General features: G+C 61.7%; 13 protein-coding genes. 1 reads left to right on the top strand and 12 read right to left on the bottom strand.

Going from position 1 to position 13,595, the window contains the following annotated elements:
• Positions 1–398 precede the first annotated feature (398 nt).
• A complete protein-coding gene (locus ABD742_RS02590; protein WP_234748845.1) occupies positions 399–1,223 on the top strand; it encodes a response regulator transcription factor in 825 nt (274 codons plus the stop codon).
• A gap of 24 nt (positions 1,224–1,247) precedes the next feature.
• Here the strand turns inward: ABD742_RS02590 and ABD742_RS02585 are convergent, their stop codons facing one another.
• The 12 genes from ABD742_RS02585 to ABD742_RS02530 form a co-directional block, all read right to left on the bottom strand.
• Entirely contained in the window at positions 1,248–1,703 is a 456-nt protein-coding gene (locus ABD742_RS02585) for an Hpt domain-containing protein (protein WP_234748844.1), read from the bottom strand.
• 127 nt (positions 1,704–1,830) lie between these two features.
• Positions 1,831–2,715, bottom strand: a complete 885-nt coding sequence (locus tag ABD742_RS02580; protein ID WP_234748843.1) for a type II secretion system F family protein — start codon at positions 2,713–2,715, stop codon at positions 1,831–1,833.
• Between the two features lie 8 nt (positions 2,716–2,723).
• A complete protein-coding gene (locus ABD742_RS02575; RefSeq protein WP_234748842.1) occupies positions 2,724–3,656 on the bottom strand; it encodes a type II secretion system F family protein in 933 nt (310 codons plus the stop codon).
• A gap of 7 nt (positions 3,657–3,663) precedes the next feature.
• Complete coding sequence (locus ABD742_RS02570) at positions 3,664–5,184, bottom strand: TadA family conjugal transfer-associated ATPase (protein WP_234748841.1); 1,521 nt, start codon at positions 5,182–5,184, stop codon at positions 3,664–3,666.
• Positions 5,185–6,378: a CpaE/TadZ family protein gene (locus ABD742_RS02565; protein ID WP_234748840.1), complete on the bottom strand. Its 1,194-nt coding sequence runs from the start codon at positions 6,376–6,378 to the stop codon at positions 5,185–5,187.
• Positions 6,375–7,145 carry a Flp pilus assembly protein CpaB gene (cpaB, locus tag ABD742_RS02560; protein ID WP_234748839.1) on the bottom strand — a complete coding sequence of 257 codons (771 nt, stop codon included), beginning with the start codon at positions 7,143–7,145 and terminating at the stop codon, positions 6,375–6,377. The genes ABD742_RS02565 and cpaB overlap by 4 nt, the downstream gene beginning before the upstream one ends.
• 33 nt (positions 7,146–7,178) lie before the next feature.
• Complete coding sequence (locus ABD742_RS02555; protein WP_234748838.1) at positions 7,179–8,210, bottom strand: Tad domain-containing protein; 1,032 nt, start codon at positions 8,208–8,210, stop codon at positions 7,179–7,181.
• Positions 8,198–8,572: a TadE/TadG family type IV pilus assembly protein gene (locus ABD742_RS02550; RefSeq protein WP_234748837.1), complete on the bottom strand. Its 375-nt coding sequence runs from the start codon at positions 8,570–8,572 to the stop codon at positions 8,198–8,200. The genes ABD742_RS02555 and ABD742_RS02550 overlap by 13 nt, the downstream gene beginning before the upstream one ends.
• A gap of 125 nt (positions 8,573–8,697) precedes the next feature.
• On the bottom strand, positions 8,698–8,925 hold the full coding sequence (locus tag ABD742_RS02545; RefSeq protein ID WP_234748836.1) for a Flp family type IVb pilin: 228 nt from the start codon (positions 8,923–8,925) through the stop codon (positions 8,698–8,700).
• Positions 8,926–8,974: 49 nt separating this feature from the next.
• Positions 8,975–9,199: a Flp family type IVb pilin gene (locus ABD742_RS02540; RefSeq protein ID WP_234748835.1), complete on the bottom strand. Its 225-nt coding sequence runs from the start codon at positions 9,197–9,199 to the stop codon at positions 8,975–8,977.
• Between the two features lie 632 nt (positions 9,200–9,831).
• Positions 9,832–12,624: a PEP/pyruvate-binding domain-containing protein gene (locus ABD742_RS02535; RefSeq protein WP_234748834.1), complete on the bottom strand. Its 2,793-nt coding sequence runs from the start codon at positions 12,622–12,624 to the stop codon at positions 9,832–9,834.
• 99 nt (positions 12,625–12,723) lie between these two features.
• Positions 12,724–13,404: a PAS and ANTAR domain-containing protein gene (locus ABD742_RS02530; RefSeq protein WP_234748833.1), complete on the bottom strand. Its 681-nt coding sequence runs from the start codon at positions 13,402–13,404 to the stop codon at positions 12,724–12,726.
• Positions 13,405–13,595: the final 191 nt, after the last annotated feature.

Genomic DNA, 13,595 nt, shown 5'->3' with positions numbered 1-13,595 from the left:
ATTAAGCCTGGCCAAAGAGTAGGGGCCGCGATCGCCAGGCCCGCGATGATGAGCGTCAGTGGTAATTCACAGACAGCCAACCGGGCGCGAGGTGTGAGTTTTCTGAAGAAACGGGCGGCCGCGCGGAAAAATGGCTGCTCACTCAAGTCAAGACCCTTCGTTGGAGATTCGCGAACCAATTACTACTCCACGCGATTCCCGAAGGAAGCGCCCGGAGTCCACTATTCCCCCAAGGAACAACAATACGACGGCCCGAACGATCCAACTGGAAGTTTGGGGCAGCGCTTAATTCACATATTAGATGCCAGATGGCTTCAATGCTTGTATCGTGAGTATTTGGGTGGCATTTACCGCATTGCGCTGGGCTGTGCGGCGATGTGCACCCTCAAGGATGTCCAATGAGCGAGCCTGGGGTAGCTGTAGTCATTGAGGATGACGAAGATGTGCGAAATCTGGTTGACGCCATCCTCAGAGAAGCCGGATTTGTGGTGCACTCTGCCGCCACCGGGCGTGAAGGCGTAGAAGTCGTACGGGATCACCATGCCTCCGTGGTGACGCTCGACGTCGGGCTTCCAGACATGGACGGCCACGAGGTCCTGCGCCGAATTCGGCAGTTCAGCGATGCATATGTCGTGATGCTGACGGCCAGGCGCGACGAGCCCGACACATTGACGGCCTTCCTCACCGGCGCGGACGACTACGTCAAGAAGCCGTTCTTGCCGCGTGAATTGAGGGCCCGGGTCACCGCCATGATGCGGCGGCCTCGCGGGGAAGGCAGGCTTGCCTTGCCGGAGGAAGATCGCGGGGGCGGTTCAGGCGCTTTAGACCGGCCCGACGGCGGCGCGGCCGACGGCGGTGCTCACGGGGCCGGTACGGCCGGGGCCGAGCGAGCGGTGATTAGGCACAATGGCTTGGCCCTGAACTTCAAATCACGCACGGTGACGCTTCAAGGTTCAGCCCTGACGTTGACGAGAAGCGAATTCGATCTGCTCTTCGACTTGCTTCGGGCGAAAGGCGAGGTGCGGACGCGCGCCGACCTCGTGAGGGCAGCGCGCGGTGACTACTACGACGACGATGCGTACATTAGCGACGCTGACGAACGGGCTGTTGAGACCCACATCGGGAACCTCCGCCGAAAACTCCGTGAAGATCCACAATCGCCGCGCTTTCTACAGACTGTCCGAGGAGTCGGGTATCGGCTCACGCCGAAAACGTCGGACTAAGCGTTTCGAGCGCGGTCTTGACCGTCAATCGTTCCGGAGGACGTAGCTGTCCTTTAGTTCCTGGACCGTTAGGTGCCCGCATTCTGCAACTTCCTTGAGGAGGGGCCGGGCCTCACGCAATTCACTTTTTCGAATGCGTTCCTCCAGTTGTGCTGCAAGTACCGCGAGACGAACACCGCCAACCATAATGGAAGAAGTTCTGAGGCTCAGGACCGCGTTCAGGGCGGCGGCCACGTCACCGCCCTCGACGGCGGTCGCCAGGATTTCGTATCGCCTCCCCCAGAGTTTCGCGAAGTCGCCGGCAAACGTGCGTGCGATCAGCGGATTGTCCACTTGATCTTCCAGGAGTTGGAATTCCGCCAGATCCAGTATGGGAAGTTCGGTCAGCGGGACAGTGGGCAGCCCACTGGAGTCGCCTGCAGAGCCCGTATGGCTGGGGTCTGCATCCTCGTTGACCTCGCTGGAATCTGAACTAAACATAGCCTAATGCTACTTTCTGAATTCCGGAAAAACCGAACTTATGCTTATCTTAAGGAAATCTTAGGCCTTTCTTGATTCAACCGCTTTCTTCGCTCGCACGCCCAATTCAGAGAATGCGATATTGCGCTTAGCCTCCACTGAAGGTGGCTATAGCGTTGATCACAGCCGGCCCCAGGATAGCGATGAACAGCACGGGGAAGATAAAGAGTAGAAGCGGGAAGAGTACCATCACTGGAAGCTTCATCGCCTTCTCCTCAGCCCGTTGGCGACGTTTCACTCGCATCACCTTTGCCTGTACCCTCAAGACCCGGCTGATGGCAATGCCGTAGGTATCTGCTTGAATTACGGCCTGCACGAAGCTCCGGAGCTCAGGGACGTTAGTGCGTTCGGCTAGGGCCAGATAGGACTCGCGGCGGCTCCGTCCAACCTGCATGTCCTGCAGCGTCCGCACCAACTCCTCAGCCAGCGGCCCCTTCCCATTTTCTCCGGCGCGGGCCATGGCACCTTCAAAACCGAGACCCGCCTCGACCGAGATCAGCATTTGGTCCATGGTATTTGCGAGCTCCAATTGCATGGCCTTTTGACGCTCCTGTCCTTTGCTGTACAGCATTAGGTCCGGAATAAAGTAACCAAGCAACGCAACAAATATCCCCACGAGCTTAAGTATTCCGCTCGAGCTGTTGGCATTGATGAAAAAACCAAAAAGTGCGCCGCACAATCCGAGGAAAGGCTTGGCTGCGAGGACGCGTCCCAAAGGGAGCGACGGCGGACGGCCAGCCAGTGAGAGCAGCCGATCCAGCTTCTGGACGTAGCTTCCAGGGGTCAGGCGGTAGCCAATGAACTCGAGCGCGCCGCCACGACTTTGTGGACCGGCCTCGGCAATGTTTTCACCCCTCGTCAAAAGCACCCGGACGGCACGTTGGGCTTTGCGGTCAACCGACAGGAATGACCAAGCGAGGTAGGCGATAGGCAGGGGAACCAGCAGCAGGGAGAGAAGGAGAGAGGGATTCACGCGTCACCTCAAAACTTCAAGTCGATGATCTTGCGCATCCAGAGACCACCGATGGTCATGAGAATGACTGACAACCCAATCATTCCCCAACCAAGCGGCTGGGTGAACATCACGTTCATGTAGCCGGGGTTGACAACCAAGAGCATGGTCACGATGCCGAAGGGAAGCCCCATCAGGATGTATCCCGAGAACTTTCCCTCCGCCGCCAAGGACTTGATCTGTCCCTTGATCTCGCTGCGTTCGCGTATGGTCTCGTTGACCTGGTCCAAGACCTCCGCAAGATTTCCACCCACCTCGCGGTTGATTTGGATGGCTTGCGCTATCCACACAAAGTCCTCGCTCCGCATTCGATCCGCCGTATCGCTAAGCGATTCTTCAAGATCGCGGCCAAGACTCGTCTCTGTAATGACCCGGCGCATTTCCTCGGCCGTGGGGCTGGCCGATTCAGTGGCCGCAGCGTCGATGGCACGAAGTATGCTGTGCCCGGCCCGCAAGCCACCGGACAGTAGTTGGAGGGTGTCAACGAGCTGAGCATCGAATTTCCCGCGCCTTTTGCCGGCCAGGGAACCGAGGAAGAGTCGTGCGACGAAGGGCGCCGGGACAAAAAATAGAAAGGCCACCAACGGACCGCCCACAATAAGCCCGATCAAGGCACCCACGAAGGCGCCGGCAATCACGAGAATGAAGAATTCCGCCTGGCTCATTCTCAGTCCGGCATTCTCTAGTTCTTCACGGTTGAAAAGCCGGACGTTGCGCCTAGTCAGGACCCCATGAAGAACCTCGGCGGTAGAACCAGCAAAGCGCGTCAGCTGGGAGCCTGAGCCTACTTGGTAGGGCCGTCTCCGATCCAGCGGAACTTCCGGAGTTTTCGGCAAGATCACGGCCACCCCGAAGAGCAGGATGGCTGAAAGCATCATGGCCGTTCCGATCAAGAGGATCATGTTTCGTTCACGTCCTTGCTGCTGTTACTAAAGGAGCGGCAAATACCCCAGGAGAAACGCGAATGCCCAGGTCATCGAAGCGGTCGATGAACCGCGGACGGATACCGGTGGGCACAGGCCTTCCAAGAAACATCCCGTGGGCGTCGACACCCGCCGAGTAGTCGAAAACAAAAGCATCCTGGAGGGTGACGATGTCGCCTTCCATGCCTTGAACCTCAGTTACGTGAGTGATGCGGCGCGTTCCGTCCCGCAACCGGGAGATTTGAATGATGAGATTCACGGCGGACGCTATTTGCTCACGGATTGCTCGCAATGGCAGGTCCATGCCTGCCATGAGCACCAGGGTTTCGAGGCGCGCCACTGCGTCGCGAGGGGAATTTGAGTGCACCGTGGAGAGGGAACCGTCGTGACCGGTGTTCATCGCCTGCAGCATATCGAGGGACTCTCCGCCGCGGACCTCGCCGACGACGATCCTGTCGGGGCGCATACGAAGGGAGTTCCGGAGCAACTCCCTGATGGTCACTTCACCCTTACCCTCGGTGTTCGGCGGCCTGCTCTCAAGCCTGACCACATGTTGCTGTTGGATCTGCAGTTCTACGGCGTCCTCAATGGTGACGATGCGGTTGTCCTCCGGAATGAAGGACGAAAGAACATTCAACAACGTTGTCTTACCGGTTCCGGTACCTCCGGAAACAATGATGTTCAGCTTCGCTTTGACGCAAGCATTGAGGAGTTCGGCCATCTCGGGCGTAAGCGTGCCGAAATCGATCAGATTCCTGATGGTCAACGGTATTTTGCTGAATTTTCGGATGGTCAGCGACGAGCCGCCCACAGCGAGCGGAGGGATCACAGCATTGACGCGCGAGCCGTCTTCAAGTCGGGCGTCGACGAGGGGAGACGACTCGTCGATCCTGCGCCCCACCTTCGAAACGATGCGTTCAATGACCCTCCTGAGATGGTCCTCGGAGCTGAATCCGGAATCTGTCAGGGTCAGCTTGCCTTTTCGTTCGACGTAAATCTGGTCCATCCTGTTGACCATGATTTCGGTAACTTCCGGATCGTCCAGCAACCGTTGGAGCGGCCCATAGCCGAGGACGTCGTCCGCCACGTCCGCCACGAGCCTGCTGCGCTCATCCGCAGACAGTGGGACCTGCTCGGCGTCGATGATCCGGGTGAGCTCTTCCCGGGCAGTTGACCGCAACTCCTGTTCGCTGACACTCGAGTCATTGAACCTCGCCCCGAGCCGCTCGAATAATGCGGTGGCGGCGCGCCTCTTGAGAGCAGCGAAGGCGTCCACCGGTTGCTGGGCTCGAGGTTTCGGCGAGTCCGGGAGGTCGGACAGCTTCACTGAAGTGTGGGGTTTTGAGACGCTGCTAGGCCTCCCGGCCGGATTTGGCCTGACTTGCTGAGTGGACTCAGCGAATGTCGGTTTAGGCGTAGACAGCGTCCCGGGGCCAAGTTCTGCCCCCCGGCCGAGGGATCCTTCGAGGCTGTCCTCGGCGGCATGCAGGCGTTCAGACAGCTTCATCTAGACCACTACCCTTCTGTGCAGTTTGCGCTGCGCCTTGGCACGCCACGTTGGATTGAAACGCTCGACAAGTTGCTTGAGTCCTTTGACGGCCGGATCCTTCACCGCGTCCTGGAGCACGGGAATGCCGCGGTTGGTGGAAAACGCCACGGCCTTCGATCGAGGGATACTCACGTCAACCGGAGCACCGACGGTCGATTCGACGTCCTGCACCGACAACCCCGACTTGGAATCAGCCATGTTGAGCACCACGTGCCGGGTTTCCGGCAAGAGGTTCAGCCTGCGGAGAATGTCCAGGCCGGAACGGAGGCCTCGGACGCTTGGAACGTCCATGCCAGTCACCCAGACAGCGTCCGAGCATTGCTCAAGGGCAGCGAGCCCGATCTCGGGTAGCCCGGGTGCGGTGTCCACCACCACGTACTGGAACTCTTGGGCAAGCTGTTCGAGGAGCCGACCCACCTGTTGCGGCGAGATCTCGTCCGCTTCGACGGGGTCCTTCGGCGCGCACAAGGCATAGATGCTTGCCGGGTGGACAGTCAGAAATGCCTTGAGTACCAGGGAATCCTGGCTGGCCGAAGGAGTAACGGCGTCGGTGACCGTGTGCTCCGGATTGAGGTAGAGCCCGGAGGCAACGTCACCGAACTGCAAGTCCAGATCCACGATCACCACGCTCATTGGCGCGATCTTTCCCAGCCCCACGGCGATGTTCGTCGCGATGGTCGTCTTGCCCACGCCCCCCTTAGGCGAGAAGACGCCGATGACCAAGCCTTTCGGGGAGCCCGATTGCTTGGGTTCCATGGTGCGCTGACGGCTGGCGAAAGACTGACACGCGCGCTCAAGCATGACCCGTATCTGGGCCACGTCCGCTGCCGGGCTCATGATGTCGCGAATGCCGGACCGCATGGCCTGGAGGACGAATGCGGGATCCAGTTCGCTGACAAGGATCACGCTCAGCTCCGGCAACTGCACATCGAAAACCGTGGCCAGGCGAAGAGCGTCCTCCACGGGCACGTCAGGTCCCAGAATCAGCACTTCGAGTTGCTCCTGATTGAGCGCGCCGAACAGTTCGGCTGGGTCAGCCGGCAAAATGCTCGTGAAGAAGGTCTGCACGCTTCCGGGCAGGCCGCCCGCAACAGCTTGGCGCAACCGTTGGTCAAAGTCGGTACTGGGAGTTATCAGGACAAAGCGGCTCATTTGTATACCCCGCTCTGCTGCATGACGGTGGGGCCACTGTCTTTGGCATCCAACGGCTCTTTGCTGAGCCAGATCTTTTCGAACTCGGCGGCGAAGACAATCTTGGATGCATCCACATCGCTCACGGCAACGGTCAGCAGGAGGGAGCCGGTGGGAAGTGCGCTGTCCTTGGATCCTGCCGCACCAGAGCTGGGATTCGGCGTCGCTTGTGCGCTCGCTGCCGATTGGGGAGCTCGTTGGACCATGGTCACAAGAACCTTGTGAATCGCCAGTTCGGTAGTTTGCTTGTCCGGCTTCGCCTCGATTCCGCCGCTGGACATGGAGATGAATATTCCAATGTGGTCACCTGGAACCAGCAGTCCCCCGACTACCCGCTGGGGTTCCAGTTGAAATGAGACCTCCTGAAGCCCTGTCGGTACCTTGACGTCCCCAGGAGTCTTGAGCGCATCCGGGGCCACCAAACGTTCGGCCACCAACGTCTCGCCAGGGACGAGGTCGACGGCGGCAACCTTGCCTGCTGAATCCCCCAAGGTGTGCAGCGCTGTCTTCGGGACGGCCGATTCCGGCAGTTGCTGGGTATCGAGGGAATCCTTCATGGCGTCAACAGGAGTGCCGGCCGGGATGGCCGTCCTGACCACCAACACGTCAACAGGCGCCAGGTTCTGGACTGCCCGTTGATCCGCTCCTTGCGCATAGGAGAATACGAGAATCACCCCGACGACGGCCAGCAGTGCCGCTGCCGATCCGGCCAACAAGCGTGACTTCACTTACTACTCCTGTGCTCAAAGAATGGATGAAAACTAGTTGGTGAGGCGGACAATGGTGGCCCCATAGGCGTCTACGGGCCCCAGCGTGTAGCCGTCCGCCAGCGAGACATATTTGATGAAGCTCCCGATGATTCCGCGGCAATTTCCGGTACAGGCAAGAGCGTTGGAGACATCGGAATTCGTGTTACGGAAGCTGTCCGGAAGACTGTTGTTGCCGCTGAACTTCCACCCCGTCACTTTGAATGCGGCGAAGGACACCAGATGGTAAACAGCGCCACTTCCCGTACCTGTGACGGCGTCGAAGACCGGAAGCAGGACGACGACGTCGCGCCCAGCGGTGATAGTGTCGGCCCACTTTTGAAGCGTGGCCGAACAGTTAGTTGGGATGCTGTTCCCTGGAGCGCTGCCGCTTTCGCTAACCGCAAGGTTAACCGTGCCTCCGCACGCTCCCGCATCCTGAGTGATCCAACCGTAGCCTCCTGCTACAAACGCGCCCGAGGGGCCGTACAAGCAGCCGGGGTTTACGTTGGAACCGTGATCCTGAAGGAGCTGGAGGGCTCCGCCAAGGAACCCCTTCACCTGGCAGACCGAATAGGCGATGGGAAATGGGGTCCGTCCAGCGACGGCACTCCCCCATTGAACGCTAGAGGTGGTCACAACATCGCTTGTGCCAAATCCAAGGACGCGGGCGAAGAAGAGCGAGACGGCGTTCGGCGCGCCGCCCGCCTGCTGGGCTCCGGCAGTCACACTTACTTTCCGGTTCAGCAGGTCCAGGCTGATCGACTTGATATTGCCCAGGCCGTCGTTTGCGTTCTTGTTTGCCATGTCAATTGCCACCGGCGACGTGATCGAGCAACTCAGATCACTCGTGTTCGCGGCGCACTTCTGCGCAACGGCGAGAGCAGCGGCGTCGGATCCGTTCTGTACCTGCGCCTTTTCCGAGTACAGCATTCCCGCGTCCACGGCGAGGGCGGCGAACCCGAGCAGCACCACCAGCAAGAGAGCGATGAGGACGGCGACCGCACCGCGCTCGTCGTCGTCGTCACGGGTCATCAGCCGCCGCATACCATGACTCCTACTCCTTGCATGGGGAAAGGCCCCGCGATTCCCGTGAGCGTGTTGAGGGTGTACTTGATGGTCACGGACATCTGGGCCCCGGAGGTACAGCTGGCCGGACTGAAAGTGAAGTTAGTGTCTGCCAGCTGTGGATTCAACGACACGGCAGCGTTCTTTGCCGCAGTTTTGGCGGCCGTCTGATCATTCGAGATTGCCATGACGCGGACTCCTTCGCGTGCTGCGTTTGAGAGCGACACCTGCACGTTGTAAGCCCTGCCGAATTCCATGATGCCCAGGAGCAGCATGATCAGGAGCGGTGCGAGGATGGCGAATTCAACCGCCACGGCACCGCGCTCTGAAGCCCTCGGCATACTCTTGCCCTCCCAGAGAACGGATAGTTCGAATCAAGCAGAGTGGCGGCCGCCTGAATGCCGCCGCCACTCGGGAATTGCTTGGTGTGCCGGCATTGCCCTCCCGGGCACTCGCAGCACGACTTCTAGGCGCAGGTGCCGGTACCACCTGAAGTTGTGGCAGCCGTCCAGGCCTTGCCGCTGACCGAGCACTGGACCTGGGAAAACGTCTCCCTGACCGTGCTGCCCAGCAGCGTGACAGCGGCGATGATAACCACCGCGATGAGGGCGACCATGATGCCGTATTCGACGGCGGTCGCGCCGGTTTCGTCACGCCGCGCGTGAGAAACGGACTTTTGGAAAGCGGAAAGCATCGAAGCTCCTTGTTGTCTGGTACGAACGGTCGGGGAGCAGACAAACATCCTAGGCGCAGGTGGCCTTGCCGGCGCCTGCTCCGGCGGAGTAGGTCTTACCGGCCACAGAGCACTGGACCTTGGTGAACGTGTCTTGGACCGTCCCGCCGAGCAGGGTGACGGCGGCGATGATGACAACCGCGATGAGGGCAACCATGATGCCGTATTCGACGGCGGTGGCGCCCTTTTCGTCACGACGGATACGCGATGCGGCATTGGAGAAGAAAGCAAACATGTGAAACTCCTGAGCGAGTTGGGGGATGTGAGCTGGTCCAGCACCAGCTCACAAGCAACTTAGCAAGGCCAAATACCCCGTGGAGCAGTCCTTGGGACAACCTGTGGCAAGACTCGCGATCCTGCGCATTTCTTGGGTTAAACCTAGGGAAACCTGCGATCCTGGCGCGCGACCAAAGGTGGGAAAACAGCGCAAGGCGACTGCCGCCGTCGGGCCCTAACAGGCTTGTCCGCGGCACACCACCCCGGACGCCCGCTCACATATATGGCCAAAAACCGAAACGCTCGCTCAGATATATGGCCCTTTGGCGGAACGCTCGCTCAGATATATGGCCGCATACGGAAACGCTCGCTCAGATCAAGTGAGCGAGCGTCCGCCGAAAACACCACATAAGTGAGCGAGCGTCTGGGGGGAGCACCCCCCAAAAGGTCAGAAAGCGGCGCAACGGGACTGCCGCCGTCGGGCCCTGACAGACCCGCCCACGGCACATCACCCCGGACGCCCGCTCACGTATAAGGCCAAAAACAGAAACGCTCGCTCAGATATATGGCCCTTTGGCGGAACGCTCGCTCAGATCAAGTGAGCGAGCGTCCGCCGGAAACACCACATAAGTGAGCGAGCGTCGGAGGGGGCTAGGCGGGTGGGTGCTCGACGGTCACGGTGCCGGCGTCGCCGTCGACGGTGATCTGTTGGCCGCTCGTGAGCCGCTGGGTCGCGACCCCGGTGCCGAGCACGGCGGGTATGCCGTATTCCCGGGCCACGATGGAGCTGTGGCTCAGCGGGCCGCCGACGTCGGTGACCACGGCGGAGGCCATGGCGAACAGCGAGGTCCACGCGGGAGTGGTGATACGGGCAACCAGAACGTCTCCGGGCGCCATCTGGCCGAAATCCTGGGGCCCGCCCAGGACGCGCGCAGCAGCACTGACCCGGCCCGCACTGGCCCCGACCCCTTTGATGACGTCGCCCGGCTGGTCCTGGGAGCGTGCCGGCATCATTGATTCGAAAGTGCGCTTCATCCAACGGGTCTCCGGCAGCAGTTGCGGGGCGGCCGCCTTGGCCTGGCCCCGCCAAAGCATCTTGCGCTCCTCGACGACGTCGGCGCGGACGGGGCGCGCCGCCCCCGTAATTGCCACCGCCACCGGTGCAAGCGGTTCCGTCGTGCCCGGCGGTTGCGGCGCGGCGAGGCCGAACTCGACGGCGCTTTGCAGCTCCTGCTGGCGCAGCCAGCACACGTCGGCGGGACCGGTGATGACGCCGGAGTACACCAGCCGTTGTCCGACTTCGAGCAGCATCCGCCGGATCAGCGGCCAGGCGAGCCCGACGTCGGCCAGGGCATCTTCGCGGATCGGTGCGGACTTCTGCGCCCACCGGAGCAGACGGATGAATGGGGCTCTGCGACTCCGCCCGAGCCGGGTCTGTCCGAGCCGGGCGAGCATCCGCTCGGTTTGGTCCTCCCGCCGGGCGGCCGAGAGCCGCTGGCGCTCATGCGGGTCGTTGCCTTGTCCCCGCAGGTAGAACTTCACCGTATCCAGCAGCGCCGAAGGATCATCCGCCGGCACCGGGCTGGCAAAGTCCAGGTTGTAGACCGCATGGCCGAAGCGATCGAGGTGGGCCTGGAAGCGTGGATGCCACTGCTGCCAAAGTGCCGGGTCCATGCCGGCAGGAGGGAGCCAGCTGCGCTGCGACTCGGCCAGTGCCGCCGTCGGTTGATTGAGGATCGCCGGGACCAGCCCCTCAACTTCCCGTGCCCAGGCCGCGAGGTCGTACAACGATTTCTCCGCACGGATGGGTTCACTGTCGTAGCCAAGAAGGAACGTCTCGGCAGAGGGATCTCCCGCTCGCCGAATGAGTTTGTCGTAATACGCCCGGAAGGAGATTTCGCTCGTGGCAGCGATCGGAATGACCGACTCCACGGCCGTGTAGTACACGGTTCCAGCGTCCAACAACGTCCGGACACCCTCAAGCAGCTCCTCCCCCGAAAGCTCCCCCAGGGACTTTGCCGACCAGTCCTTGAGCACCTGCTTGTAGCGGGGATGCGAGAATTCCCGCCAACCATCCATGCCCATGTGCGCCTTGCCGCGAGCCAGGGCGACCATGGCCGCCGGCGCCTTGCCCATCACCCGCCACATGGCCGCGGTGCGGTAGTAATAGTAGGCGTAACCGTTGATGGTGGGCAGTCCGACGTCGCCATCCCTGACGACGTCACTCCCGACGGCCTCGTTCATCAGGGTCTTGAGCGAACGGGTGACCGAGCCGTCAATGAGGTCGGCGAACAGCGGGGAGAGCGGGTCCGGCAGTTGTTCCACGATGCTCGCCCGGAAATAGAGCCCCTTCGGATAGGGCAGCGGCCAGGTGTCCGGGGTGTCAGCTACGGGTTCAGGCAGTGCCGTGATGGGCCGGGATTGCAGCATGAAGAAATTGCCGTCGGCCAGTGCCCATTCGATGTCCTGCGGAGTTCCGAAGTAGTCGGAAATCCGAGATCCGTAGCGGGCCAGAGCGGCGGCCGCTCCGTCGTCGAGCACGGCCCGATTCCGAAGCGCCGCCGGGACCGGCTGCTCCGTCGTTCCTCCGCGGTCGGCTGCTCCGTGGTCCGCCGCGTGATCCGCGGCCTGGTCCGTGTACACAGTCATGACTTCCTTGTCGGCCGTCCGGCGCGAGAGCACGCGGCCGGTTCCCGCTTCGACAACGACGTCATCCGTGGTGACTGTTCCACTGACCACGGACTCCCCCAGTCCCCACGCGGCACTGATGACGATCTGGTCGCGGCGACCGTTGGCCGGATTGGCGGTAAACATGACCCCGGCCGCCTCGGCCTCGACCATCCGCTGGACCACTACCGCGAGGCGAACATCGCCCGGTGCGATGCCTTCCCGGTCCCGGTAGGCCATGGCGCGCGCCGTCCATAAGGAAGACCAGCAATCAATGACTGCCGCATCCAATGCTTCCGCCCCGCGGACGTTGAGGTAGGTTTCCTGTTGCCCCGCGAAGCTGGCCGAGGCGAGGTCCTCGGCCGTAGCGGACGAGCGCACCGCCACGGGCACGCCGGCGTCGCGGTCGACGTCGTCCCGCGCGTCGACGTCAGCGGCGCGGTCGTCGACGTCGTCGGCGCGGAGCCCTTCATAAGCGGCGGCGAGCTCGTATGCGATGGCCGCAGGCATGGTGCCGCCGGTGAAAAGGTCCCGGATTGCGGCCGAGGCGTCCTCGTAGTCCTGCGGCGTCGCCTCCGAGTGCAAGGCCGCCAGTTCCTGGATGCGCGCCTGAATCCCATTGGCGTCCACGAAGGCCTCATACGCCCCCGTGCTCAGCACGAACCCCGGAGGGACCGGCAGCCCGGCCCGGACGAGGTTGCCCAGCCCGATGCCCTTGCCGCCGGCCACGGCGACATCGCCTGTTTGCACATCGGCGAAGTTGTAGATGTAGGTCATGACCGTCGCTCCTTGTCGCGGAGACGCCCTCATCGAGCCTGACTCACAACATACTGCCACGCCGTCGGTTGGGAGGCGATGGCTGTGCCGGACGGCTTCTTACTGCGGGTCCAACGCGCGTTTCACCGCCGCCTGGTCGCAAGCCTGAAGAACACGGATGAACTCGTCCATTGCTTCCGGCCCCTCATCGGTGTCAGCGACGCGAACAAGGTGTGAGGCAAGGACGGCGACCTTGACATTCGTCATGCTGCTACAACTCACGAGCAGTTTGAAGGCGGCGTCGGAGTTAAGGAGCAACCGCCCCATCAGGATGCCGCGAGCCTGATTGATGACGCCCCGCGTCGCATTGGCGCCCGCGACGGCGTCGCGCGCCGCCTGCTCGGTTTCCCGCCGCAGCGTGGACGTCAGGTCGATCGTGGTCCCCTCGAGCGCGACGGTCCCCGATGGGCCCAGTTTCGCATTCCCCGCAGTCAGCACGCGACGGACATGTCCCTGCGCGTCAATGATCCGGTGGTAGATACAGAAGTGTCCGCCGTCGCGGAATACGTGAGCCAGGATCTCCATCGCGCGCGGCCTGTCATCGTGGTGCTTGTGCGACATCAGCAACTCGAGCGTGGGCACTACTTCACCTCGCTGGTAACCGTGGAGATTAAAGAGCCCGTCGGACCATTCCGCTTTCCCTGTGAGCGGGTCAAAGAGGAAAGTTCCGGCCAGAAAGCCGGGGGCGCCCAGTGCACTCGAGTACGTATGGGGGCTGTCCAACATGGCGCAAAGACTCATTTCCTAAGCGTGCTTATTAATTCAGGGTAAGCGTACAGAATACAGCGCGCCCGACGCCGGACCGCACCGTCGGCGCTCGGGCTCGCCCGCGCGCCGGGGCGCCCGCGCGCCGGGGCTTATTTCCCAGCCGGGCGTTTGTAGCGCCGGTTTGGGAAACAAGCCCCGGTATGCGTTCACTGTAGCGCCGGTAC

It is taken from the genome of Arthrobacter ramosus, assembly GCF_039535095.1.
In the GTDB taxonomy this organism is placed as follows: Bacteria; Actinomycetota; Actinomycetes; order Actinomycetales; family Micrococcaceae; genus Arthrobacter; species Arthrobacter ramosus.
Note: the sequence above shows the minus strand (reverse complement) of the source record. Positions and strands in the feature narration are given on the sequence as shown.

Bases quoted from the DNA above. Each gene is read 5' to 3' on its own strand.
- ABD742_RS02590 (WP_234748845.1), top strand. From the start codon at position 399: ATGAGCGAGCCTGGGGTAGCTGTAGTCATTGAGGATGACGAAGATGTG.
- ABD742_RS02585 (WP_234748844.1), bottom strand. From the start codon at position 1,703: ATGTTTAGTTCAGATTCCAGCGAGGTCAACGAGGATGCAGACCCCAGC.
- ABD742_RS02575 (WP_234748842.1), bottom strand. From the start codon at position 3,656: ATGATCCTCTTGATCGGAACGGCCATGATGCTTTCAGCCATCCTGCTC.
- ABD742_RS02570 (WP_234748841.1), bottom strand. From the start codon at position 5,184: ATGAAGCTGTCTGAACGCCTGCATGCCGCCGAGGACAGCCTCGAAGGA.
- ABD742_RS02565 (WP_234748840.1), bottom strand. From the start codon at position 6,378: ATGAGCCGCTTTGTCCTGATAACTCCCAGTACCGACTTTGACCAACGG.
- ABD742_RS02555 (WP_234748838.1), bottom strand. From the start codon at position 8,210: ATGCGGCGGCTGATGACCCGTGACGACGACGACGAGCGCGGTGCGGTC.
- ABD742_RS02550 (WP_234748837.1), bottom strand. From the start codon at position 8,572: ATGCCGAGGGCTTCAGAGCGCGGTGCCGTGGCGGTTGAATTCGCCATC.
- ABD742_RS02545 (WP_234748836.1), bottom strand. From the start codon at position 8,925: ATGCTTTCCGCTTTCCAAAAGTCCGTTTCTCACGCGCGGCGTGACGAA.
- ABD742_RS02540 (WP_234748835.1), bottom strand. From the start codon at position 9,199: ATGTTTGCTTTCTTCTCCAATGCCGCATCGCGTATCCGTCGTGACGAA.
- ABD742_RS02535 (WP_234748834.1), bottom strand. From the start codon at position 12,624: ATGACCTACATCTACAACTTCGCCGATGTGCAAACAGGCGATGTCGCC.
- ABD742_RS02530 (WP_234748833.1), bottom strand. From the start codon at position 13,404: ATGAGTCTTTGCGCCATGTTGGACAGCCCCCATACGTACTCGAGTGCA.